This is a genomic window from Mesorhizobium sp. WSM3866 (genome assembly GCF_002294795.1).
Lineage (GTDB): Bacteria > Pseudomonadota > Alphaproteobacteria > Rhizobiales > Rhizobiaceae > Mesorhizobium.
In genome coordinates, this window is sequence record NZ_NSGC01000024.1 from 15,922 (window position 1) to 37,009 (window position 21,088).

Annotated in this window: 23 protein-coding genes and 2 pseudogenes; 12 read left to right on the forward strand and 13 right to left on the reverse strand. The window is 63.1% G+C overall.

Translation table 11 applies throughout. The features are described from left to right. Position 1: 1 nt before the first annotated feature. From CK222_RS29705 to CK222_RS29720, 4 genes are read right to left on the reverse strand one after another with little or no spacing between them, the layout of a single operon-like run. A complete protein-coding gene (locus CK222_RS29705; RefSeq protein ID WP_095802769.1) occupies positions 2 to 1,102 on the reverse strand; it encodes a glycosyltransferase family 4 protein in 1,101 nt (366 codons plus the stop codon). Then, complete coding sequence (locus CK222_RS29710; RefSeq protein WP_095802770.1) at positions 1,087 to 2,379, reverse strand: TIGR04295 family B12-binding domain-containing radical SAM protein; 1,293 nt, start codon at positions 2,377 to 2,379, stop codon at positions 1,087 to 1,089. The genes CK222_RS29705 and CK222_RS29710 overlap by 16 nt, the downstream gene beginning before the upstream one ends. After that, the gene (locus CK222_RS29715) at positions 2,376 to 3,449 is read right to left on the reverse strand and encodes an NAD-dependent epimerase/dehydratase family protein (protein ID WP_095802771.1); all 1,074 of its coding nucleotides are present in this window, start codon (positions 3,447 to 3,449) and stop codon (positions 2,376 to 2,378) included. The genes CK222_RS29710 and CK222_RS29715 overlap by 4 nt, the downstream gene beginning before the upstream one ends. Beyond that, positions 3,446 to 4,552, reverse strand: coding sequence for an SDR family NAD(P)-dependent oxidoreductase (locus CK222_RS29720; RefSeq protein WP_067320618.1), 1,107 nt, complete (start codon positions 4,550 to 4,552; stop codon positions 3,446 to 3,448). Before CK222_RS29720 ends, CK222_RS29715 begins: the two co-directional genes overlap by 4 nt. Positions 4,553 to 4,765: 213 nt before the next feature. On the opposite strand from CK222_RS29720, the gene CK222_RS29725 reads away from it, so the two are divergent. Then, entirely contained in the window at positions 4,766 to 5,038 is a 273-nt protein-coding gene (locus CK222_RS29725; RefSeq protein ID WP_095779479.1) for a hypothetical protein, read from the forward strand. Positions 5,039 to 5,424: 386 nt separating this feature from the next. On the opposite strand, the gene CK222_RS29730 is transcribed toward CK222_RS29725, so the two are convergent. Together CK222_RS29730 and CK222_RS29735 are read right to left on the reverse strand one after the other, a co-directional pair. Continuing rightward, positions 5,425 to 6,603 (reverse strand): zinc-dependent alcohol dehydrogenase, encoded by a 1,179-nt coding sequence (locus tag CK222_RS29730; protein ID WP_095802787.1) that lies wholly within the window; start codon positions 6,601 to 6,603, stop codon positions 5,425 to 5,427. An 80-nt stretch (positions 6,604 to 6,683) separates the two neighbouring features. Continuing rightward, positions 6,684 to 7,448 (reverse strand): SDR family NAD(P)-dependent oxidoreductase, encoded by a 765-nt coding sequence (locus CK222_RS29735; RefSeq protein ID WP_245433362.1) that lies wholly within the window; start codon positions 7,446 to 7,448, stop codon positions 6,684 to 6,686. A gap of 161 nt (positions 7,449 to 7,609) precedes the next feature. On the opposite strand from CK222_RS29735, the gene CK222_RS29740 reads away from it, so the two are divergent. Continuing rightward, positions 7,610 to 7,864, forward strand: coding sequence for a hypothetical protein (locus CK222_RS29740; RefSeq protein ID WP_095802772.1), 255 nt, complete (start codon positions 7,610 to 7,612; stop codon positions 7,862 to 7,864). Between the two features lie 564 nt (positions 7,865 to 8,428). Further along, positions 8,429 to 9,295, forward strand: coding sequence for a Ku protein (locus CK222_RS29750; RefSeq protein WP_067320778.1), 867 nt, complete (start codon positions 8,429 to 8,431; stop codon positions 9,293 to 9,295). A 367-nt stretch (positions 9,296 to 9,662) separates the two neighbouring features. Here CK222_RS29750 and CK222_RS29755 read toward each other — a convergent pair whose 3' ends face one another. Continuing rightward, positions 9,663 to 9,983 (reverse strand): hypothetical protein, encoded by a 321-nt coding sequence (locus CK222_RS29755; protein WP_095802773.1) that lies wholly within the window; start codon positions 9,981 to 9,983, stop codon positions 9,663 to 9,665. 270 nt (positions 9,984 to 10,253) lie between these two features. On the opposite strand from CK222_RS29755, the gene CK222_RS29760 reads away from it, so the two are divergent. The 3 genes from CK222_RS29760 (at position 10,254) to CK222_RS29770 (ending at position 12,265) form a co-directional block, all read left to right on the forward strand. Beyond that, positions 10,254 to 10,655, forward strand: coding sequence for a hypothetical protein (locus tag CK222_RS29760; protein ID WP_176477784.1), 402 nt, complete (start codon positions 10,254 to 10,256; stop codon positions 10,653 to 10,655). Positions 10,656 to 10,976: 321 nt separating this feature from the next. Further along, positions 10,977 to 11,402: a hypothetical protein gene (locus CK222_RS29765; RefSeq protein WP_067320635.1), complete on the forward strand. Its 426-nt coding sequence runs from the start codon at positions 10,977 to 10,979 to the stop codon at positions 11,400 to 11,402. A 548-nt stretch (positions 11,403 to 11,950) separates the two neighbouring features. Further along, on the forward strand, positions 11,951 to 12,265 hold the full coding sequence (locus CK222_RS29770) for a hypothetical protein (protein WP_095802789.1): 315 nt from the start codon (positions 11,951 to 11,953) through the stop codon (positions 12,263 to 12,265). A 74-nt stretch (positions 12,266 to 12,339) separates the two neighbouring features. Here CK222_RS29770 and CK222_RS29775 read toward each other — a convergent pair. Both CK222_RS29775 and CK222_RS29780 read right to left on the reverse strand, forming a co-directional pair. Continuing rightward, positions 12,340 to 14,335 (reverse strand): annotated as a pseudogene (locus CK222_RS29775) (protein-L-isoaspartate(D-aspartate) O-methyltransferase). Between the two features lie 217 nt (positions 14,336 to 14,552). Then, positions 14,553 to 14,729 (reverse strand): annotated as a pseudogene (locus CK222_RS29780) (thiamine pyrophosphate-binding protein); the annotation flags it as partial. A gap of 182 nt (positions 14,730 to 14,911) precedes the next feature. On the opposite strand from CK222_RS29780, the gene CK222_RS29785 reads away from it, so the two are divergent. Beyond that, a complete protein-coding gene (locus tag CK222_RS29785) occupies positions 14,912 to 15,175 on the forward strand; it encodes a hypothetical protein (protein WP_095802790.1) in 264 nt (87 codons plus the stop codon). A gap of 66 nt (positions 15,176 to 15,241) precedes the next feature. Here CK222_RS29785 and CK222_RS29790 read toward each other — a convergent pair whose 3' ends face one another. Both CK222_RS29790 and CK222_RS29795 read right to left on the reverse strand, forming a co-directional pair. Then, the gene (locus tag CK222_RS29790; protein ID WP_082953722.1) at positions 15,242 to 15,454 is read right to left on the reverse strand and encodes a hypothetical protein; all 213 of its coding nucleotides are present in this window, start codon (positions 15,452 to 15,454) and stop codon (positions 15,242 to 15,244) included. A gap of 8 nt (positions 15,455 to 15,462) precedes the next feature. After that, positions 15,463 to 16,023: a hypothetical protein gene (locus CK222_RS29795; protein WP_067320640.1), complete on the reverse strand. Its 561-nt coding sequence runs from the start codon at positions 16,021 to 16,023 to the stop codon at positions 15,463 to 15,465. A gap of 576 nt (positions 16,024 to 16,599) precedes the next feature. Here CK222_RS29795 and CK222_RS32595 point away from each other — a divergent pair. The 5 genes from CK222_RS32595 to CK222_RS29820 all read left to right on the forward strand — a co-directional run bounded on the left by CK222_RS32595 (position 16,600) and on the right by CK222_RS29820 (position 19,571). Next, a complete protein-coding gene (locus CK222_RS32595; protein ID WP_082953723.1) occupies positions 16,600 to 16,761 on the forward strand; it encodes a hypothetical protein in 162 nt (53 codons plus the stop codon). A gap of 181 nt (positions 16,762 to 16,942) precedes the next feature. Further along, the gene (locus CK222_RS29805; protein WP_095802775.1) at positions 16,943 to 17,749 is read left to right on the forward strand and encodes a nucleotidyltransferase; all 807 of its coding nucleotides are present in this window, start codon (positions 16,943 to 16,945) and stop codon (positions 17,747 to 17,749) included. After that, the gene (locus CK222_RS29810; RefSeq protein ID WP_095802776.1) at positions 17,742 to 18,488 is read left to right on the forward strand and encodes a metallophosphoesterase; all 747 of its coding nucleotides are present in this window, start codon (positions 17,742 to 17,744) and stop codon (positions 18,486 to 18,488) included. Before CK222_RS29805 ends, CK222_RS29810 begins: the two co-directional genes overlap by 8 nt. Positions 18,489 to 18,564: 76 nt before the next feature. Next, positions 18,565 to 18,741 carry a hypothetical protein gene (locus CK222_RS32600; RefSeq protein ID WP_095802777.1) on the forward strand — a complete coding sequence of 59 codons (177 nt, stop codon included), beginning with the start codon at positions 18,565 to 18,567 and terminating at the stop codon, positions 18,739 to 18,741. A 5-nt stretch (positions 18,742 to 18,746) separates the two neighbouring features. Continuing rightward, positions 18,747 to 19,571 carry a Ku protein gene (locus tag CK222_RS29820; protein ID WP_095802778.1) on the forward strand — a complete coding sequence of 275 codons (825 nt, stop codon included), beginning with the start codon at positions 18,747 to 18,749 and terminating at the stop codon, positions 19,569 to 19,571. A gap of 16 nt (positions 19,572 to 19,587) precedes the next feature. Here the strand turns inward: CK222_RS29820 and CK222_RS29825 are convergent, their stop codons facing one another. Together CK222_RS29825 and CK222_RS29830 are read right to left on the reverse strand one after the other, a co-directional pair. Then, on the reverse strand, positions 19,588 to 19,869 hold the full coding sequence (locus tag CK222_RS29825; RefSeq protein ID WP_066992031.1) for a hypothetical protein: 282 nt from the start codon (positions 19,867 to 19,869) through the stop codon (positions 19,588 to 19,590). 131 nt (positions 19,870 to 20,000) lie between these two features. Next, on the reverse strand, positions 20,001 to 21,032 hold the full coding sequence (locus CK222_RS29830; RefSeq protein WP_095802779.1) for an ATP-dependent DNA ligase: 1,032 nt from the start codon (positions 21,030 to 21,032) through the stop codon (positions 20,001 to 20,003). Positions 21,033 to 21,088: the final 56 nt, after the last annotated feature.

Below are 21,088 nucleotides of genomic sequence, written 5' to 3' on the forward strand. Positions count from 1 at the left end.
GTCAGCGCCCTGCGACGGCCATCGCCGCACGATCGTAGATTTCACTCATCGCGGCCGCCTGCGCCTGCGGCGAAAATTTGCGCGCGCGACGGACGGCGCGCCGGCCAAGCTGGCGCCGCAAATTTTCGTCGCGGGAGAGGTGGGCGATGCATCCGGCAAGCGCATGCGGATCGCGCGTGTCGAAGAACATAGCCGCGCCGTCCCAGAGTTCGCGATAGGTCGCAATGTCGGCGAGGACCAGCGGCGCGCCCGAGAGCGCGGCTTCCAGAGCGGCAAGCCCGAAGGGCTCGTAGATCGATGGCGAAACGAAAATGCCGGCCCGCGCCATCCGCTGGCGCACTTGGGCATGGCCGATCGAGCCGAGCGCGACGCAATGATCGAGACACGCCATCTGCCCGTCCGGCCCGTCGAGGGGGCCGGCGGCATGGACCGGCCATTCGGTTATGGCAGCCGCGGCATCCAGCACCGCCGCATTCTTTCCTTCATCCCACCAGCGGGCGGCGGCCAGGACGAAAGGCTCGCGCCGCGAGGCGACCGGGCCGGGAAGAGCACTGTTGTGGACAACACTTAGCCGCGCGACCGGCCCGTAGCAGGCCTCAAGCATGTCGGCGTGGCTTCGGCTGGGTGCCACCACAATATCGGCGCGATTGAAACCAGCCCGGTTGCGGTCTTTCTGCCAGGCCCAGCCGTCGGTCGGGACCTGACCGCGCACGGCATGCAGCCACGTCACGACGCAGGAATGCGAGACCACGAGGATGGGGCAGGGCAGATCGACCTCGGCCGCCTGGGCCGGAGCGTTAAGATGAACGAGGTCCGCGGCAGAGGTCGTTGCAAGCTCCCGAAGCTCGCCGGGCAGGCCGTCGAGATCGCTCTCGTTGCGCGTCATCCAGTCCGGAGGGGTCTCGAGCCATGCGAGCGTCGCGAAGGATTGCGCCTCTTGTGCCTGCTCCCGAGAAGGCCGAGGCCCTAGCCCGGCCAGCACGACGCTGTCCCCTCGGTTGGTGAGCTCGCGCGCCAGGTCGAGCGAATATCGCCAGACGCCACCGACGGAGTCGGTGGTCATCAGGATGCGCCGCGGGCGATGGATCAATGATTGCAGCATGAGGACTCCAATTCGGCCAGCGCGCGCGGGCGCTGGTCCTGGATGTCGCTGAACGTCCGGAACGAAGCCAGATAGTGCTCATGCGCGCGCTCCCAGGCGAAATCGTCGGGTTCGCCCCACAGCTCGCGGTAACTTGGCGAGCTCGGATAGGGATAGAGCGGCACCGGCTCGTTGGCCCAGACGCCGTTGTCGATGAGGTGCTTGCGCCAATACTCCACCAGGGCCGGATCGTCCTCGACCACGCCGATCAGATTGGCTTGGACGAAAGGAACATGGCGGCGGGCATCGACCAGCAGCGCGGCCAATTCCTCGGTGCCCAGCCGACAGCGCTTGGCCAGCATCTCGCGGCCTTCGACGGTCAGGCTTTCCAGGCCAGCTTCGATCGAGACGCAGCCGGCCTCGCCCAACAATTCCAGCAACTCCGGTTTCCAGAGGTCGATGCGCGTCTGAACGCCGAATTGGATATCGCGGTCGACAAGGGCCTCGAGCAGCGCCTTCTGGGGCAGGAAAATCTCGTCGATGAAGTAGATGTAGCCGACGCCCTGGGCCATCAGACCGTCGATCTCGGCGACGACCGCGTCGTGGTTCCTGCGGCGGTAGGCGTCGCGAAAATCGATCTTGGCGCAGAAGCTGCAATTATAGGGGCAACCCCGCGAAGCTTCCACCTCTGCACCGGCGCCCTTCTGGTCCGCGTCGAACCGATGATGGTGGTGCGAATGGGCCGCAATCCAATCGGACGGCCAATGAAGTGCCGGGTGGTCGACGAAGCGGCTGACGCTCACGCCACCGTTGCAGGCCAGCACGCCGCTCTCGAGCCGCGCCGTGTGAGGGACGGCGCTCCATTCGCCGCGCCCGGCAAGCTCCGCCACCACCTCCTCGCATTCGCCGCGCACGACGACATCGACGCCAAGCTTGCGCAGGGTAGGGGCCGGCGTCGCCGAGCCATGCGGCCCGACGGCGGCGGTGCGCCCGCCGCGCCCGGCGAGATGCTTCAGGAATTCTGCCGGCACCCGCAGCTCCGGCGGCGCGCAGCGCCAGAACAGATAGGTCGGCGCGGTGGTCACGACGGTCATGTCCGGCGCGAACGCCGCCACGCGCTCGGCAAGTTCCGCGTTGTCGAGATGCTGCAACTGCCCGTCCAGCATCAGCACGCTGTGGCCGTCGGTCTCCAAGAGCGCTTTGCAGTAGCCAAGCTCCAGGGGCAGATGCGGCTGGCGGCAGCCGAAATAGATGCTGTGTTCATACGTCCAACGTGGATTGACCAGTGCGACTTTCATGCGACGTACCTCGCCACTTCAGCGTGCGGCTGAAGACGGTGCCGCAACAGCCAGCCGGCAAGGTCGCTGATGCCTTCGCGCCACGGGACATGCGCCCGCCAGCCAAGCGCGGCCTCTATCTTGCGGGTATCGGCGATGAAGAAGGGCTGGTCGCCGGTGCGTTCGAGATCCTGCCGCACCACGATGTCGCGGCCGGTCATGATGGCGATCTCCGACAGGAGCGAGCGCAGGCTGACGGCATTCCGCGGTCCGCCGCCAAGATTGAACGCCTGTCCCTTGAGGTCTTCGATCCTGGCCAGCACTCCGCGATAGGCGGCAACCGCGTCGGACACATGCAGGATGTCGCGCACCTGCTTGCCGTCGCCATAGACGGTGATGGGCCGGCCGCTGAGCGCGCTGAGGAGGAAATGCGCGACCCAGCCCTGGTCCTCGGTGCCGAACTGGCGCGGTCCATAGATGCAGCTCATGCGCAGCACCGCCGTCGGCAGGCCATAGGACTTGGCATAATCAAGGACATACTGGTCCGCAGCGCCCTTGGAGCAGCCATAGGGCGTGCAGAAATGGAGCCCGATCGTCTCGTCGACGCCATTGGCGCGGATGGCTTCGTCGCAAGGCTCGTAACGGTCGTCCGTTTCCTGCACCGCGAGCTGGGGCAAGCTGCCGTAGACCTTGTTAGTGCTGGCGAAGATTACCGGGGCGCTCACCTGGCGCGCCGCCTCAAGCACGTTGAAGGTGCCTTTGAGATTGATGTCGAGGTCCTCCGCGGGATCGATCAGGCTCGTGGTCACAGCGGTCTGGGCGGCCAGATGGAAGATCGCTCTTGCTGGCGTCAGCACCGAGGCCAGTTTGGCTTGGTCGCGCACGTCCACGGCTTCAACCCTGAGATGGTTGCCGTGCTTTTGCGCCAGCCATTCGAGGTTCTGCTCGACGCCGGCTCGGCTGAGATTGTCGATGACCAGAACTGGCTCGCCATCCGACAACAGGCTGTCGGCGAGGTTTGAGCCTATGAAGCCGCTGCCGCCGATGACGGCCACCGGCGCTTTGCCGAGGCCGCGATGCCGCTCGCTCATGACACCAGCCCCCGCTCTTCAAGCTCGCGCTTCATGTCGGCGCCTCGGTCGATGACGACGGTGTTGCGAACCCAGGCCGCGAATTCACCGAGGGAGTTCTCAAGCCGATGGCTCGGCTCGAAGCCAAGCAGCTCGCGCGCCTTGGCAATGTCGGCAAAGCAGTTGCGGATGTCGCCGGAGCGCGCCTTGCCGAGGATTTCGGGCGGCCGCTTCGGAACGCCCATCGCTTCTGCAAGCAATCGAGCGACCTCGCTGATGGTGTAGGACCGTCCGCTGCCGATATTGATCGCGTGGCCGGCTGCCTGGCGTTGCTCCAGCGCCAGGCGGAAAGCGCGGGCGACATCGCGCACATGGACGAAGTCGCGCTTTTGCTCGCCGTCCTCGAAGATCATCGGCCGCTTGCCGTTGGCGAGCCGCGAAGCGAAGTTGGCAAGCACGCCGGTGTAGGGATTTGCGAGCGCTTGACCGGCGCCGAAGACGTTGAACAGGCGCAATGCCACCGCATCCACGTCATAAGCCTGACCGAAGATCAGCACCGCGCGTTCCTGCGCATATTTGGTCAGCGCGTAGATCGAAGCGAGGTCAGGACGTTTCTCCTCGTCGGTCGGAATCGGCGACAGCGCTTCGCCGGCAGCCGACAGCGGGTCCCATTGGCCGATCCTGATGTCGCTTGGCTTGCGATGGGCATCGTCGATACGCCGCCCGTCTGGTGTCTTGTAGAGGCCTTCGCCGTAGATGCTCATCGACGATGCGACGACAATGCGTTCGACTGGTTTCTTGATCAACGCCTCGAGCAGGGTCGCGGTGCCGAGATCGTTGGTGCCGACATATCGGGCGATCTCGTACATGGATTGGCCGACGCCGACCTCGGCAGCGAGGTGGATGACGGTGTCGACATCCGCTACCGCGTCGGCGACCGCGTCTCGATCACGTACATCTCCCCGTATCAGCTCGGCGCCAGCTGGAATGCTGACGGCTTCATTGCCGTGCACTTGGTCCAAGAGTGCGTCCAGGACACGGACCTCGTAGCCATGCTCGATGAGTTCCTGGGCGACATGCCGGCCAATGAAACCGCAGCCTCCCGTAACCAGGACACGTTTCACGAGAACTCCTTGCCGAGTTAGCGTTGGGGCCGATTTAGCGTTGGGGCCGATTTAGCGTTGGGCTCCCGAACTTCGGGACAAAAGGTTTGTTCCCTGCTTCATCAAAGTTCCCTCCGTGGCGAAGCTGTCGGCGGGTCGCCCGCATGCCTGGGAACATTGCCCTTTGCGCGCTGTTAGGGCCGCTCACCGACGTGCGGCGAGAAAGGGAATGCCATGTCTGAAGCGAAGACGACCACCAATCACGACGAAATTCGCAAATGGGTTGAGGAGAGGGACGGCCATCCCGCCGTGGTTCGCACCAAGGGCGAGGGCGGCATCCTGCGCATCGACTTCGGCGAGCCGGAGGAAGCGCTCGAACCGATCGAGTGGGATGAGTTCTTCCGGATCTTCGACGAGAACGACCTTGCCTTCCTCCATCAGGACAAGGCCGGGAGCGGAGGAAAGAGCCGCTTCAACAAATTTGTCGAGCGGAGCGGGAATGGTTGACGCGGGCGGCGGCAGGTAACCAGCAACGAACGCACGCAAGCGGCCCGACCGGCGGAGGCTGCCGCGCCGCCCCGGTTGCCTCAATCCAATGGCTTGTCGGTTGGGCGCGGGGTGGTTCCGGCCTCGCGCTTGCGACCGGCATTGCGATTGGCAACCTTACTGTCGAGCGGTGATGTCGACTGTTCCTCGGCGGCGCCGGCTGTTTTGGGAACTGCCGGTCTCGCGCCGGCGTCGCTATCCATGGCATCGCGGTTTGGACGCGGAAGGCCTTCGGCGTTCGGTGACCTGGTGGCCGGCCGAGATGTGTTTTTCAGTTGAGCCATTTGATACCTCCTTACCTGATCGCAACGACAGGGCGCCCGGGCGAGTTCCGGGCAAAGACGTGGTCACCCGTGAGGGCGCATCACGACCTTGATGCAGCCGTTCTGCTTGTCGCGAAACTTCCTGTAGAGGTCGGGTCCGGCCTCGAGCCCGGCGCGGTGGGTGATCACGAAGGACGGGTCGATGTCGCCGCTTTGGACCTTGTGCAGGAGAGGCTCGAGATAGCGTTGCGTGTGGGTTTGTCCCATGCGGAACGTCAGCCCCTTGTTCATCGCCGCGCCGAACGGGATGTGGTCGACAAGGCCGATATAGACGCCGGGCACCGAAATGGTGCCTCCCTTGCGACAGCAATAGATCGCCTCGCGCAGCACATGCGGCCGGTCGGTGCCAAGATAGACACTCGCCTTGACCTTATCGAGCATGGAATCCGGGGTGGCGCTGGCATCGGCTTCGGTGCCGACACAGTCGATGCAACTGTCCGGGCCGCGACCGTTGGTCATGGCCATCAGGGCATCGTAGATATTCACGTTGCTGAAATCGAGGGTCTCGGCCTTGCCGTGGTCCCGCGCCATAGCAAGCCGCTCCGGCACCTTGTCGATGGCGATCACGCGTCCGGCGCCAAGCATCCAGGCGCTCTGGATCGCGAACTGGCCGACCGGCCCGCAGCCCCAGATGGCGACGGTGTCGCCCTCCCGGATGCCGGCGTTCTCCGCCGCCATATAGCCGGTCGGGAAGATGTCGGAGAGGAACAGGACCTGTTCGTCGTCCATGCCGTCCGGCACCTTGATCGGGCCGACATCGGCAAAAGGCACGCGCAAATACTCGGCTTGCCCGCCCCAATAGCCACCGACCAGATGCGAATAGCCGAACAGGCCCGCGGGCGACTGGCCCATGACCTTGGCGGCCTGGTCGGCGTTGGGGTTCGACCGGTCGCAGAGTGAAAACAGGCCGTTCTGGCAAAACCAGCATTCGCCGCATGAGATATTGAAGGGAACGACGACGCGATCGCCCTTCTTGAACTTGCTGTGTCCACGGCCGACCTCCACCACTTCGCCCATGGTCTCATGGCCCAGCACGTCGCCCGATTTCATCGTCGGCATATAGCCGTCCATCAGATGCAGGTCCGAACCGCAAATGGCGCAGCAGGTAACCCTGATGATGATGTCGCGGTCGTCCTCGATCGCGGGATCGGCGACCGCGTCGCACCGGATATCGCCCTTGCCGTGCCATGTCAGCGCTTTCATCGTGCCGTTCCTGTCGATTGGAGGATTGAGTGCATCGAACTTGCGCCCGGCTGGAATGTTCCCCGGGCGGCGCCTCGGATTCATCCGTTGTTCGCGGAGCCCGGTTCGGCGGCCTTGCGATGCTGCTCGGCCAGCGTGCCGGCCGGCGTGACATGGGCCGCGGCAGCCTGCATCTTGTTCTTCAAACCGCTAACGACCTGCTCTTTTCCGGCCATCATGGCGTCATAGCCGTCCTTGGCCACATCGGCCGGATTGTCTTTCTCCTGAGTCCCGATTTCGGTGTCCATCATGTCGGCGCGCTCGAAGAAGCGGGTCTGCGTCGCGCCGGGCATCAGCACTGTCACGGTCACACCGCTGTCCTTCAACTCATGGCGCAGCGCGATGGCGAAAGAATCGATGAAGGCCTTGGTGCCGTTGTAGACCGCTTGGAAGGTGCCGGGCATGAAGCCGGCGATGGAGCCCGTGAACAGGATCCGGCCGCGGCCACGCCGGACCATCTGCCGGCCGAGCCGATGTGCCAGATAGACCGTGCCGGTGATGTTGGTGTCAATGACGCGGCGCGCCTTGGGCCAGTCCTGATCGATGAAGCCCCGGCCCAGGCCTCGTCCCGCGTTGAGGAACAGAAGGTCAATAGCGCGGTCACCAATCCTCGCGATCAGTTGATTGGCCCCTTCCTCGGTCGCGAGGTCGGCTTCTACCGCCTCGACTGCAACGTGGTGAGATTGCAGCGCCTCGGCAGCCTGCTCTATCGCCGGCTCGTCGGCCACGATCACCAGTTCGTAGCCATCTCTCGCGCATAATTTCGCCAGTTCCTTGCCGATGCCGCTGGAAGCGCCGGTCACCACGGCGAGCTTTCCGCTTTTTCGTTCTCCGACCGTTCGAGTGTGGTCCGGCCGAACATGCGCAGAGTGCGATTGTTCCGTTCGAATTCTTGGGATTCGGCAACGCGCGGCAAACGAGGCTCGGCGAGACGGAACCAATTCGGGGCACGGCTGTTCCGCCGTCAATGTGGAGCGACAGCCATGGGCATTTTTCCGATCTGGATAAGAAACTTACCGACAACCTCTATGAGCATGGCAGCCAGCTGACCGATCCCAGCGCTCATCTGCCCCGGCGGGTCAAGGAGAAGGTCGATCTCCTCATGCCGTTCATCCAGCCGGAGGCGCGTGAGGCGGTCAGGCTGCAAATCCTCGGCATCATTCACGAGCACATATTAGATGAGACCGAGATTGGGCCTGGAGAGCCAGCGGCCAAGGAATGAGAGAAGCTGGCTGGACGCGTCATCGATTTCCGGCCGCCCTAAAGCGGCAGCGCCGAACGGAGCCAGGCGCTAGCTGATATCTATGATTTTTCGCTTCTTGGGCGTCCGGCCCGGCCTGGCTGCGGGAGGAGGCGACTTTGCCGCCGGTGCCGCGGCCAAACGCTGCTCGCGTAGTCGCGCCGTCTTTGCCTGGCGCGCCAGTCGTTCCGTCTCAAGCAGTTCGCGCGCCGCATTCGAGGTGCGCTCACGCCTGTCCTTGTCGATCTTCCGCGTCGCCACGGTCGTCCCAGATCAATTCGCCGTTGGAGCCGTATCCAACTTGCCCGAAGGCCCATTGTTCCGAATGATCCCGCGAGGCACGGACGTTTCGAACGAAATGTCTGCAACTCGACTATGTCGGGCCAAGCCCTTGTCGGAAGCTCCCGTTGCTTCTCCCGCCGGGAAGTTCAGCGCTGCTTCGCGGTTCAGCCGGCTGAAGCCGACGCGATGCGCCGGCCTGCGACGTCGGAACCGAAGCGGTGCGTTCGCCGTTCCGGCTGCATTCCTGTCGCCAAGGAGATCGCCATGGCGCCGCGTCCCGCCTGGAGCGGTTATCTCAAACTGTCGCTGGTCACCTGCGCCGTCGAATTGACGAACGTCGTGACCCATGCCGAGAAGGTTTCCTTCCACGTGCTCAATCGCAAGACCGGCAACAGGGTCCGGCGCGTCTATGTCGATGCCGAGAGCGGCAAGCCGCTGGACAAAGACGACGAGGTCAGGGGCTACGAAGTCGGCAAGGACGAATTCATCTTCATCGAAGAGGAAGACATCGAGGCGGTGCAGATCGAGTCTTCGCACACGCTCAATCTCGACGGCTTCGTCTACAAATCGTCGATCGAGCAGATCTATCTCGACGCGCCCTACTACGTGACGCCCGCCGACAAGGTCTCGGAAGAGGCCTTTGCGGTGATCCGCGACGCGCTGGCCGAAAAGCAGATGGCCGGGCTCGCTCGCATCGTGCTCTATCAGAGGGAACGCCCGGTGGTGGTCGAATCACGCGGCAAGGGCATGATGCTGACCACCCTGCGTTATGGCGACACCGTGCGCGAGCCCGCCGGCGTCTTCGCCGAGATCAAGTCGGGAAAGCCCGACAGCGAGATGATCGGGTTGGCTGAGCACATCATCGATAAGCAGAAGGGCAAGTTCGATCCCACCGAGTTCCGAGATCGATATCAGGAGGCACTGCTGGAACTGGTTCGCGCCAAAAAGGCCGGCAGGAAGGCGCCGAAAGCCAAGGCGGAACCCAAGCCGTCCAATGTGGTCAATTTGTTCGATGCGCTGAAAAAGAGCCTCGGCGCGGAGGCCGGGGCAAAACCCAAATCCCCGAAGTCCAGGGGAGCGCCGAAACGAAAAAAGACGAAGAATTCTGCACGGGGGCGCAAGTCGGCATAGCAGTTGTCTGTGCGGTGAGCGACAGGCAAACAAGGCTGGAGGCTTGGCGCCTTCGCCGAGGAGGAATTCGGGTAACGCTCAGCGCGGGCTAAAACACCGTCCGTGGCAGAAGAGCACGAGCTCGAGGATTTCGCGCGCCGGGGCGCACCGGGCACGATCCAAAAATCTATCCGTTGCGTTCCTCGCTTTCACGCAACAGCCGCACGATCGCATCGACTGGGGATGGATTGGCCGCCGGCTGGATTTTCCGTCGCCAAAGATGGCGAAGAAGCTTTTTCAACATGGGCATGCACATACTCCCTAGCTATCAGACCTTGCATCGGGCGTTCCGGGTTGGAGCGCCACTTCCTCGGCGAGCCGGCATCCATCAACCCAGCCGGGCGGCAAGCAGGAAAGCGGCGCCCGCCAGAACCACGAGCGCCGCAATCACCAGCACCGGCCCGTTCCTGCTCGGCTGAAGGCCGGGCGCGTTCTCGGGGCGCTGCATGGCGTTGGCGAAGCTCGCCTGATTGGTGAATTTCGGTTCATCTGATGCGACGCGATGGGCGGAACTCGTCGACCCTCCCGCCTCTGCATCGGTTTCCTGCGGGGCGGCAGAAGGGTCGAATCCGGGCGTCTTGTCCCGGGTAAAGCCCATCTGCATTTCGCCTCGACCCTCGGCGGGTGTTCGCTTGCTCGGTGAGGTCATCGGACAGCTCCTTCGCTACCAAACATCTGTCCGGCGTCGGTGTTCCCACGGGATCTTGAACGCGAACTAGAAACGCTGCTGTGCGGGAACTCGTTTCCGGGAAGGGGGAACTATCAATCGCTGAGCGCGGCCGGAACATTTCCTGTTGGGCAGCTTTTACCTTCGTTATCTAAGATGACGAGGCACCGATGCAGGTTCTGGAGACCCACATACTTTCCAGGTCGGAAGGCGTGGTGACAGTCGAATTTCTCGGTGAGGGCGGCGAAAAGATTGCCGTCACAATGGCTGGATCCGATCCACGGCCCACGTACGGCGACCGCTCTTATCGATCGCGCCAAAGAGATGATGGTGCCGTGCGCGGTTTTCGAGACCATGGAAAACCGGTCCGAGCAGCAGAGCAGCCGCGACTTCAGCGAGCCCGCCAAGCCGGACAGCCCCTTCACATTCGAATATCGCGACAATGATGGCGTGCGGCAGCTCAAGGGCGTGGAATTCCCGAACCTGGAGGCCGTGCACGACGAGGCGCTGCGTTCGGCGATTGATTTGCTTGACGACACGGCCGCCGAAGGTGGGCAGCAGGGCTGGGCCGTCCGGGTTCGCGACGCCAACGGAAAGATCGTGCTGTCAATCGACTTCGACGAGGCGAAACGGAAGAAGGCGGCAGCGGAATGAGGACCGCGGGGGCCTGAGAAAGGACCATGCTCCCGTTCCTATCACTGGATATGAGATATTCGACAATGCGCCTGCATCTTAGTCCAGCCTGGGCTCGCAACTGAAACGCCGTGCAGTCCTGCACTGCGGAACCTCATTCCAAATGAATTCCGTGTTCATCCGGAACTTTGGGGACGACTGTCAGTTCGATGATTTGCAGGCGCCGCTTTTTTGGCGCCTGCCGGAGATCGGTGGGAAACACTGATCGGCCCGCACCTCAGACGCGGGCCTGCCGACCCCGCCAGGACAAGCCGGTCAGCCAAGTATGGACGGGAGCCTATCATGAAACACCAAACGCTCGACCAACTGCACGCAGTCGCTGATATCAATCCGCTGGTGCCGCTCACGACAAGGACTGAAAAGATAGAGAGGTGGGCAGAACTGCTCGAGCGGAATCCGTTGCGCTGTCTCGCCGCGCTCACCGGCACCGAGTATCTCTATCCAGGCATGCGGGAAGAGGCGCGGGCGGCTGGATCCCCGCTGACGGTTGCGTTCGAAGACCCGCTGCTGAGGGCCTCGGGCCTGCAGTCCGATACCTATGGGGAAGCCAAACGCTTCTTTGAACTCTCCGATTGGCAGTTGCATGAAGTCGTCTGCAGCTGCCACACCGGCGCAACCATGCAGGCCAGTTGGGCTGCTGGACGCGTCCGGAGAATTGTCACAGGCAATCGCATTTTTGCCTGGCTGAGAAGCCGCTTCATACACTGACTGCGTCTCAACCTGCTCGCTATCGCGGCTGTTGCGACAGCCGCCGGCTTTGCTCGGACGTTGATCGATCCGCGGAGCGATAGGTCCATGCAGGGCGCGCGAGACCGCAATGCGGCGAAGACGGCGATGCGGTGAGAACGGCAAGTCGCCGATCGAAAGGCCCTGCTTCAGCCGTTCTGGTCGATCGCGTGGGGCGCTGGCTGCTGGCTCCCGCCGCTCGGGCGCTCGGGCTCTCGGCCGATCCAGGCCCAAACGGTTATCAACAAAATCACCACGATCGCGATCACTGCAACGATCCGGGGCATCAGAAATCCTTTCGTCCGCTGCTAGCCGCCCGGCTTGTTCGTGTTTGGAGCCGAAGCCGCGCCGACTGTCGGATCGGGCGCAACCGGACCGCGCTTGGCCTCCGAACTCTGTTTGCCTAATTGGGCGATGGCGTGTTTGTTCCATCGGACTGATGGAGCCGATTGCCCGCGTCCCTTATCGGCCAGGTCGGGGAACGCTCTTCCGACGATCTGGTTATCCCTCAGATCAACCCGGAGAGTGTCATGGGCAATGACGAGAACCGCCGCGAGACCGGCGCCAGGAAGTACCCGGCCAACACCGATCCGGATCCCTCAGACCGGTTTTCGCAGGCTGCGGCCGGCAACGAAAAGCCTCACGATCGCTTTGGGCTCACCCGCAGACAGGGCGAGGTGGAAGATAAGACACATCAGTCGGAAGGGCAAAACCCTCCGGGACGGGCGACGCCTCGTCCTGCGACGGAAAAGACTTCCGGAGCGGGCCCATCGGTCCCCAAGCAATCCAAGGATGCAAAAGCGCCCAAAGGCGGCCGCCGGTCTGGTACCTATGTGAAAGAATAGTAGTCTTCGCTCGCCGCATCACCTGTGCGCCGAAGGTTCCGCATAGCGCGATGTCGAATGCATCCGTCCATCACCTACACCCCGAAGGGGTAGGTGTCGGGGACACCGCGCGTCACATGCTCCAGCCCGAGCGGCGTCACGGCGGTAGTTTCATCGAACCAGACGAAGGCATCGAATTGCCGCGCAAGCGAGGCGTCGGCATAGTGGCTGTGCAGTTCCGTTTCCGGTCGATAGATCACTCCGATGAACCGTTCCAGCCGACGTTCGGTCAGCCGTTCATGAAGGGCTGGATCGGCTCCAAGGTCGAGCAGGAAACGGGCGGTGCCGGCGTCGTGGCAAAGCCGCTCGTAGCTGTCCTCGCGCGAAGGCCGCACGGACATGATTTCCATTTCGCCGTCCCAATGCCTGGCGGCAGCGACCGTCCCGGCATGCGTGCCGAAGCCGATGAGGGCTACGTCGTCGCCGAACCGCTGGCGACAGAGCTGACCGATGTTCACTTCGTCCCTGACGATTCCCATCTCCGTGAAGCGGGCGTCGCCGATATGGGAGTTGTGCGCCCAGACCACGGCCTTGGCATCGGGAGAACGCGCTTCGATAACATGTTGCAGCGTGTCGAACATGTGCGTGTCGCAGGTTCCAGGATTGCGCGCCGCCATAGTACATCACGCGATAGTAGTGCTCGGCGGAGGCAATGAGCCGGGCGTTCTGCGCGGCGTCGAACAATTCGTCGCCGTCCTGGCCGGCGTGATCGAGCTGACGCGACAGCATGTCCCGGCACTGCCGCAGCACCGCCTCCTCGCATTCCCGGTAGCCTCGGGTTAGCGCCGCCCGGCCATAGGTGGCGGGTTCGTGCTGCCACGGCGTCAGGCAGCCGTAGCGTTCGCGGGCAATGCTTGCCGCCTCCGGATCGATGCGGTCGAGATATTCCAAAACCGCCGCGATCGAGCCTCTCATATTGTAGATATCGAGGCCGTAGAACCCTGCCTGGCTTGCCGGTGTTTCGATCTGCTCGTTGTGCGCACGCAGCCACTCCACGAATGCCGCGAATTCGGCGTTGCGCCACATCCAGGTGGGAAACCGCTGGAAAGGCATGTCGGCGCGCGGCGAAGGTGGGCGGTGGCGCACATAGCGGTCGATCGCCGCGGCGTCGGGCCAGTCGGCTTCAGCGGCGACGATCGTGAAGCCATGTTTCTCGATCAGTCTTCTGGTGATCCAAGCCCGCGCCCGATAGAATTCGGATGTACCGTGGCTCGCTTCCCCGAGAAGCACGATCCGCCGGTCGGCAAAGCGATCGAAGGCCTCCACAAAGGCGGGATCATCGAACTCCGGAAGCGGTTCGGCCGCTGCGGCAATCATCTGCGGAAGACTGCGCGCTGGCAAGAGCGGGGAGACACGGCTGGATCGGATGCGGTTGTCCTCCTGCCAGCCTTCTTCGCCGATCAAAGGGACAAAGCGCACGGCACCGAAATCTTCCTCGCTGTAGGTGGAAGCGCCCGTGCGGGTGACTTTGAGGAGGCGCTGCTCGTCAGGGTCATCTCCGACCGGAATGACCAGCTTGCCGCCGACATCCAACTGCTGCTGCAGCGCGAGCGGCGCGCCGGGCCCGCTCGCCGCGACGACAATGGCATCGAACGGTGCCGCTTCGGGCCAGCCCTTGGTGCCGTCGCCGGTGCGCACATCGATGTTGCGATAGCCAAGCGTCTCGAAGCGCCGTCTCGCGGTTTCCGCCAGGCCGGCGTGCCGTTCCATCGTGTAGACATGATCGACGATGCGGCTCATCACGGCGGCGGCGTAGCCAGATCCCGTGCCGACCTCGAGGACGTGATCGCCGGGCCCGATCTCAGCCATTTCCAGCATGAACGCGACGATATAGGGCTGCGATATCGTTTGGCCCTCGGCAATCGGCAGCGGTCCATCCTCGTAGGCAAATTCTTCGAAGCCAGGGTCCACGAAAGTCTCGCGTGGGACCTCGCGCATCGCTGCCAGGATCTCACGATCATGAATGCCGCGGCGGCGGAGATGAACATCGACCATTCGGCGACGTTCGCGGGACAGGTCGAGCATGTGCATCCTCAACAGGAAGTTGGAATCGCAAGCGGCTGCGGCAACGTCATCCCTCGGCTTCCATCATCGTCCTGGCCGGCTCCCGCGCGACGTTCTCCTCGATCCGCTCGCGCCCCGGAGTCTCCGGCAGCGCCTTGCGGAAATTCTTGGCATAATCGGGCGGCATCTTCGGCATCAAGGCTTCGTCAATAACGCGCTCGACCTCGTCGGCCCGTTCGATGCTGGCGCAAGCCATCAATGCGGCAGATTCTTCATGGCGCACCTGGACAAAGGAGATTTTGTCCCGGTTTTTCCGCAAAGCCTTCATGATGCCGTTGATGCCATCGCCGGGCAGGCCGAACATGACCTCGACATCCCAAGCAACCCGAGTGTCGACGAAAATTTCGGCTGCATTTGGCATGGCCAGGCTCCAATGAATGCATTCCGAACCAGTAGGGCGGCAGTTGGTTCCCTTGGCCACGCAGCCAGGCCACCGCCTCGCAAGGAGCGAATTCGCGGGAACGAGCGAGCCGGACGCGGATTGAATCCTCATTCGCTGACGAGCAAAGCGCCAGGATTGGCGATTAGCCGGAAGGGTTGATCATGAGCGAGCCACTGAAAACCACAAATCACGAGGTGATCCGGGCTTGGATTGAAGCCCGCCAAGGCAGACCTGCAGTCGCGCGGACTGCAGGCAAGGGGGCGGTGCTGCGCGTCGACTTCGGCGAGCACGAAGAGGATCTGCAGCCCGTCGAATGGGAAGAGTTCTTCGCCATATTGGATGAGAACGAACTTGCCTTCGTGCACCAAGACCTAACGGCGGAAGGTTTGCCCAGCCGTTTCAACAAATTCGTCGAGCGCGGATGAGAGAAGCGCCATGCGATCAGGCGGAAAGCAATTCGCTCGCCTGATGCTCGCTGCTTACGCCTGCCGCTATTGATTGCCCGGCATTTTGTTGCTGCCTTGCGGATCCTTTTTTATGCCGGCGGCGGGAGACGTGTCCTGGGGTGCGTTTCCGCCCTGGTTCTGCTCAGGTGTCCGCTTCAACGGTGCCGTCGGCCAGCTACTCTGGACATAGGCGAAGGCCCAGTAACATGCCAACAGCACAACCACTGTCAGGATCAGCGGCAACAGCACTCGTCTCACGCTGACTCCTATTTGCTCTGCTGACGGTAATCGCCGGCCCGCGGATCGAATCCGGTCCAACCGCCAGCTTCGTAGTCGTTCCGCCGTTCGCCGATGTCCACCGACCTGGAATCGTGGAGGATCGCTTGTGCTTGCGGAGCGAGGTCATCTTCGACGCGAGCGGTAACCAGAGTGCCGCCCCGGCGAATGCCTTCGGCATAGATATGGGCGTCGCCCTCCGACACGCCGCCGTCGGTCAGACTGCCGATGATGCCGCCGGCCGCTCCACCGACAACTGCGCCCGCGGCCGCGCCCGCGGCTGTCGCCGCCAGCCAGCCAGCCGCCACGACCGGACCGACGCCAGGTATTGCTATGGCGCCGAGGCCCGTCGCCAAGCCGCCGGCGCCGCCCACGACCGCCCCGATCCCGGCTCCACTGGCTGCATCTTCGGCGGCCGCGGAAGAATGCCGGCCGTCGGCATTGTTGGCGATGATGCTGAGATCGCTCGGCGGTACGCCCATGGACTCCAGCTCGCCCACGGCATCGGCGGCATCGTCATAATCGTCGAACAGTGCGGTGATCGTCTGCATTTTGATGTCTCCTATCGATTACTATCGGCCGCCAAAGGTTTGCGCGTTATCGGCTGCGACCGCCGGAAAAACGAGGGAGGTCGCAGCGACGGCCAATGGCGCGACAAGTGTCCGCATGTTCATGGCTTCAAGCTCCTGTGGCTTCCAGCTCCTGTGCTCGATGGGCCGGAGCCGAACAAGCGACTCAGGGCTTTGTTCCAGTCCGAGCCTGTCGATTTTCAGATGGCGTCTGCCGGAACTGTGATCCGAAGGCCGCGTTCCACGACAAGCCCACCTCAGAGGTTCTTGCTCGCCGCAAGTCGCTTGGACGGAACGGCCTTTCCTGCTGCGGTTTGGTCAAGAGGGCGCTCTCGGCAAACGAACTGGCGGCTACCGTCTGCGATTTCCTTCGGCCGTTTGGCTCAGGGTGCCGCAACGGCCGGACATGGTCGCCAAGGCGATCCCGCCGGGCGCGTAGGCGGCTGACCATGCAGGCCGCCTACTCCCTTGGACAGGAACATTTGCAGCCCTTATCGGTTAGCTCAAGACCAGCGATAGGTTGCTGGAGAAACCACCTTCGACAGGAAGGGAAACGCCATGTTCGGCTCCGATTTATGGCTGTTCGTTGTTGCCGGCGGTCCGCTGATCCTTCTCATTGCGATCATCTACGTGCTTTTCACCCGCCGTCACAGAGGCCCAGTCGAACGGCGCGAGAGCGACCGCGCGACCGAGCGCTTGTACCGCGAGCAAAAGGACTAGCGCACCAGCCAAGCTGTCGCGCCCAAGTCGTTGTTTTCACGCGATTTCGGCAATGCTCCGCGCGCGGCGCGGCTTGCCTGATCTCCGGACGGTGTTGCCGGGCCCATTTCGCAAACTCCGACAGCGGAACAAGCGAGGCCCGCGGCTGTTATCGAAAGGTCCGAAATCGGAGCAGCAGTTGATGACCAACGACGAGTTGCCGGGTCTGCCAGCATCGCTCCCCGTGATCGACGCGAAAGCCGAGCCAACGCTGAAAAGCGCCGCGGCGGAAGCGTTCTACACCCATGCGATCCGCGAGCTCGCCGCTACCGACATTCCTTTCCTCGTCGCCGGGACCTACGCGGTGAGCGCCTATACCGGTGTTGTTCGGCAAACCAAGGATCTGGATATCTTCTGCAAGGCCGGAGACTGCTCGCGCATACTCGAGCATTTCAAGGACATCGGCTATGCGGTCGAGATCCGGGACGACCGCTGGCTCGGGAAGGTCTTCGGGGGCAAGCATTTCTTCGATGTTATCTTCGCCTCGGCCAACGGCACGATGCAGGTCAAGGATCAGTGGCTGGAGCATGCCCGCCAAGTCGAGCTGCTGGGCAGCCAGGTTCGCATCATCGGCCCAACGGAGCTCATCTGGTCGAAATGCTTCATCCAGGACAGAGGACGCCACGACGGCGCCGACATCGCCCACACCATCCTCAAGGCGCACGACCAGATCGACTGGCCAAGGCTGCTCGCCTATCTCGATGTCCATTGGGAAGTGCTGCTGATGCAGGTCCTCAACTTCCGGTGGATCTATCCCAGCGAGCGGGACCGCATCCCAGACTGGCTGCTCGACGAACTGCTGGGCCGGCTTGCGCGGCAACGGCAGCTGCCGTCGCCCAAAATGAAGATCTGCCGCGGCCGCCTGCTGTCGCAGGTCGACTATGAGATCGACGTCAAGGAATGGGGGTTTGCCGGCGTCGGCGGCGTTGGAGAGATGCGCGATGCCTGAACCAGCCACATCAGCGAAATCAAACGGCAACGGTGTGATCAAGGTCGCCGCCATGGGCGACCTGCATGTTCAGGAAGATGCCCAGACCTCGTACCGCGACCTGTTCGGCGAGATATCGCGCCAGGCCGACGTCCTGGTCCTTACAGGCGATCTCACCAATCTCGGAAAACCGCGTGAGGCGGAACTTCTGGCCGAGGATCTGCGCGCATGCTCGATTCCCGTGGTCGCGGTTCTCGGCAACCATGACTACGAATCCGGTTGCGTCGAGCAGATCGCTGCAACGCTCCGCCAGGCGGGGGTCCATCTCCTCGATGGCCAGGCGATCGAACTGAACGATGTCGGCTTCGTCGGCGTGAAGGGTTTTGTCGGCGGCTTCGGTCGAAGGATGCTGGGCTCCTTCGGTGAGCCGGCCATCAAGGCGATGGTGGCCGAAAGCGTCAACGAGGCAATGCGGCTCGAGAATGCTATGCGGCAGGTGCGCGCCAAGCGCACGCTCGTGGTGCTCCACTATGCGCCGGTCCCGGAGACCGTGGCGGGAGAGCCTCCGGAAATCTTTCCGTTCCTCGGCTCCTCGCGGCTGGCCGAAACCATCGATCGCTTCAAGGTAAGCGCCGTGGTGCATGGCCATGCCCATCGCGGCTCGTATGAAGGCCGGACTCCTGGTGGGGCCAGCGTCTACAACGTCGCCATGCATATCGCGAAGCCGACCGGCCGTCCTTACGCGCTGCTCGAAATCTGAGGCGCAGCGCTGCCTGCCGCTTCGGAACCATGCCGGCAGCGATGAGTTGTGCAGGAGACCAACGGAACCAACTTCGATGCCTGACCCCAGACAACCGGATCCCGATCGCGACACGCCGATGCCGGCGCCCAGCTGGAAGCCGGAGCCGGTCAGGGAGCCGGAGCGGCACGAGCTGCCGGACGAGGCGCCGCGCCCGAATGCCGATAAAACCGACGATCCGCCGGCGCCTGCCGAGCGCATCCGGACGGAGTGAGCTCGATGGCTGCGCATCGCGCGATCTGGAAAGGCTTCATGAAGGTCGGATCGGTTTCATGCGGCGTCAAGATCGTCGGCGCCACCAGTGAAGCCTCGAAAATCCATTTCAGGATATTGAACCGGAAGGACGGCCTGCCGGTGAAGAGCGCCTATGTGGATGAGGAGACCGGCGAACCGGTGGACGCCGAGGACCAGGTCAAGGGCTTCGAGACCGACAAGGAGGATTTCATCCAGATCGAGCCCGAGGAGATCAAGGCGCTGAAACTAACCTCCGAGCACACGCTGGAAATCGGCGAATTCGTGCCGGTCGCCGACATCGACACGCGCTATCTCGAAAAGCCCTATTACCTCATCCCGGCGGAAGATGCTTCCGCAGAGGCGTTCAACGTCCTTCGGGAGGCCATGAAGAACAAACGGGTGGCGGCGCGATCCTGTGTCGTCCTCTACCAGCGCGGCCGCGAGGTTCTCATCCAGCCCTTCGGCAAGGGAATGCTTCTCACCGAGCTGCGGGACCGCAATGAGATGGTTTCGGAGGCGACGGTGTTCGAAGGGCTGAAGAAGCAGGACTACGAGGCGGACCTGCTCGAGATCGCCGGCCTGCTGATCGACAAGAAGGCGACGAAGTTCGATCCTTCGAAATTCGAGGATACATACGAAAACGCGCTGATCGCCATGATCGAGGCCAAGCGCAAAGGCAAGAAGCTGCCCAAGGCGGCGCCGAAACCGCGTGAGAACGTCATCAATCTGGCCGACGTTCTGCGCAAGAGCCTTGCCAAGGAGGGCATCGCCGCGAAAGGCGCGAAGCAAGGCAAACGCAAGTCAGCTTGACGCCAAGAACGGCCGCTCAGACCTCGTCGAACCGGCTTCCTTCCTTGGAGGGATCGCGCGCGAGGACCCGCTCCTCCTCGTCGTCCGGGAGTGCCTCGTCACTTTCCTGATAGGGATTGTCGTCGTCTTCTTCGGGGAGCGTTCCCTCCGCTTCTTCATCGTCCTGCGGGTCGCCGTTGACGGCGACGCTGTCGGGCAGGATCCGGCCGCCCTCAAGCGCGTCCCAGTCCTGCTGCTCGACTGCCGGAGCCTCGGTTTCGTCCTGATTTGCGGTGCGTTGCTTTTTACGCGGGTCCATCTCGTTCTCCAATGCTGCAAGCCTATCCGGCTCGCGGTTCGCTCAGTTGGAAAACCGCTCAGGCGAATGGTGGTTCCGCCCGTTGCAGCAAGTGGCGGCCGTTGTGGCGTCGCCTCTCCCTGGTAGGTGTCCTACGCGATCTGTTCGAACGTGCATTGGCGCGGCGCCTTGTCGGGCCGCCAGCGCACCATCCTTGTTCCATGCCGGAATCGGTCGCCGGTGACATGGTCGAAGCGGACCTCCACGACCAATTCGGGCCGCACCGGCTCCCATTCTCCGCTGCGCTCGGTGCTCCAGCGGCTCGGGCCGCCGGGTGCCTTGCCGGTGAAGCCGAGCCCGCCGCGCAACGCTTCAAGCCTCTTGGTCAGCGCCGCTCGCTCGTCACTGGCGATGGTCGAGGTGAAGCCGACATGGTCGAGCTGGCCACGGTCGTTGTAGAGGCCAAGCAGCAGCGAGCCGATCTGGCGCTTGCCGCTCAGGTAGCGAAAGCCACCGACCACGCAGTCTGCTGTGCGCAGCCGCTTGACCTTGATCATGGTTCGCTCGCCCGGGCGATAGGGTTCGGCCAGTGCCTTGGCGACCACGCCATCGGTGGCACCTCGGCTGGCGCCGCGCAACCATCGTCTGGCGGTCGCGAGGCTCGTTGTGGCCGGCGAGAGCTTCAGCCCGGCGTTCTCTGCCCTGGCAACGAAGTCCTCGATCGCCCGGCGCCGATCGGGCAAGGGCAAATCGAGCAACATCTCGCCTCCCGGGGCAGCCAGTGCATCGAACAGGATCAACCGCGCCGGTGATTCCGCGCTCAGCTTGCGGATACGGCTCTCGGCCGGATGAAGGCGCATCTGCAGCGCGTCGAAGGAGACGCGCCCGTCGATCTCGATCACGATCTCGCCGTCCACGACGAATTGCCTTGCGGCGAGGTCGCGCAGCATCGTGGTCAGTTCGGGAAAGTAGCGGCCGAGCGGCTTGCCGGATTTGGCGCGAAGCTCGACGGCGTCGCGGCCTTTGAAGGCCAGGCAGCGAAACCCGTCCCATTTGGGTTCGTACTGCCAGGGACCTTCAGGCAAGGCGTCCGCGGTCCGCGCCTCCATCGGCGGCGTATCCAAAGACAGCGGAAACTCGGGACTCGAGATCGCCGGTTGGGACGTAATCCTGGAGGTCTCCATCTCGGTAGAACGTTCGACCACACCTGTAGTTTCCGGTCGACGGGAACGAGTTGCAC

Coding starts and splice junctions, on each gene's coding strand:
- CK222_RS29715 (WP_095802771.1), bottom strand. CDS start 3,449: ATGAGCGAGCGGCATCGCGGCCTCGGCAAAGCGCCGGTGGCCGTCATC.
- CK222_RS29705 (WP_095802769.1), bottom strand. CDS start 1,102: ATGCTGCAATCATTGATCCATCGCCCGCGGCGCATCCTGATGACCACC.
- CK222_RS32595 (WP_082953723.1), top strand. CDS start 16,600: ATGTTCGGCTCCGATTTATGGCTGTTCGTTGTTGCCGGCGGTCCGCTG.
- CK222_RS29740 (WP_095802772.1), top strand. CDS start 7,610: ATGTGGAGCGACAGCCATGGGCATTTTTCCGATCTGGATAAGAAACTT.
- CK222_RS29810 (WP_095802776.1), top strand. CDS start 17,742: ATGCCTGAACCAGCCACATCAGCGAAATCAAACGGCAACGGTGTGATC.
- CK222_RS29770 (WP_095802789.1), top strand. CDS start 11,951: ATGGGCAATGACGAGAACCGCCGCGAGACCGGCGCCAGGAAGTACCCG.
- CK222_RS29730 (WP_095802787.1), bottom strand. CDS start 6,603: ATGAAAGCGCTGACATGGCACGGCAAGGGCGATATCCGGTGCGACGCG.
- CK222_RS29725 (WP_095779479.1), top strand. CDS start 4,766: ATGTCTGAAGCGAAGACGACCACCAATCACGACGAAATTCGCAAATGG.
- CK222_RS29830 (WP_095802779.1), bottom strand. CDS start 21,032: ATGGAGACCTCCAGGATTACGTCCCAACCGGCGATCTCGAGTCCCGAG.
- CK222_RS29710 (WP_095802770.1), bottom strand. CDS start 2,379: ATGAAAGTCGCACTGGTCAATCCACGTTGGACGTATGAACACAGCATC.
- CK222_RS29785 (WP_095802790.1), top strand. CDS start 14,912: ATGAGCGAGCCACTGAAAACCACAAATCACGAGGTGATCCGGGCTTGG.
- CK222_RS29765 (WP_067320635.1), top strand. CDS start 10,977: ATGAAACACCAAACGCTCGACCAACTGCACGCAGTCGCTGATATCAAT.
- CK222_RS29820 (WP_095802778.1), top strand. CDS start 18,747: ATGGCTGCGCATCGCGCGATCTGGAAAGGCTTCATGAAGGTCGGATCG.
- CK222_RS29795 (WP_067320640.1), bottom strand. CDS start 16,023: ATGCAGACGATCACCGCACTGTTCGACGATTATGACGATGCCGCCGAT.
- CK222_RS29825 (WP_066992031.1), bottom strand. CDS start 19,869: ATGGACCCGCGTAAAAAGCAACGCACCGCAAATCAGGACGAAACCGAG.
- CK222_RS29755 (WP_095802773.1), bottom strand. CDS start 9,983: ATGACCTCACCGAGCAAGCGAACACCCGCCGAGGGTCGAGGCGAAATG.
- CK222_RS29805 (WP_095802775.1), top strand. CDS start 16,943: ATGACCAACGACGAGTTGCCGGGTCTGCCAGCATCGCTCCCCGTGATC.
- CK222_RS32600 (WP_095802777.1), top strand. CDS start 18,565: ATGCCTGACCCCAGACAACCGGATCCCGATCGCGACACGCCGATGCCG.
- CK222_RS29750 (WP_067320778.1), top strand. CDS start 8,429: ATGGCGCCGCGTCCCGCCTGGAGCGGTTATCTCAAACTGTCGCTGGTC.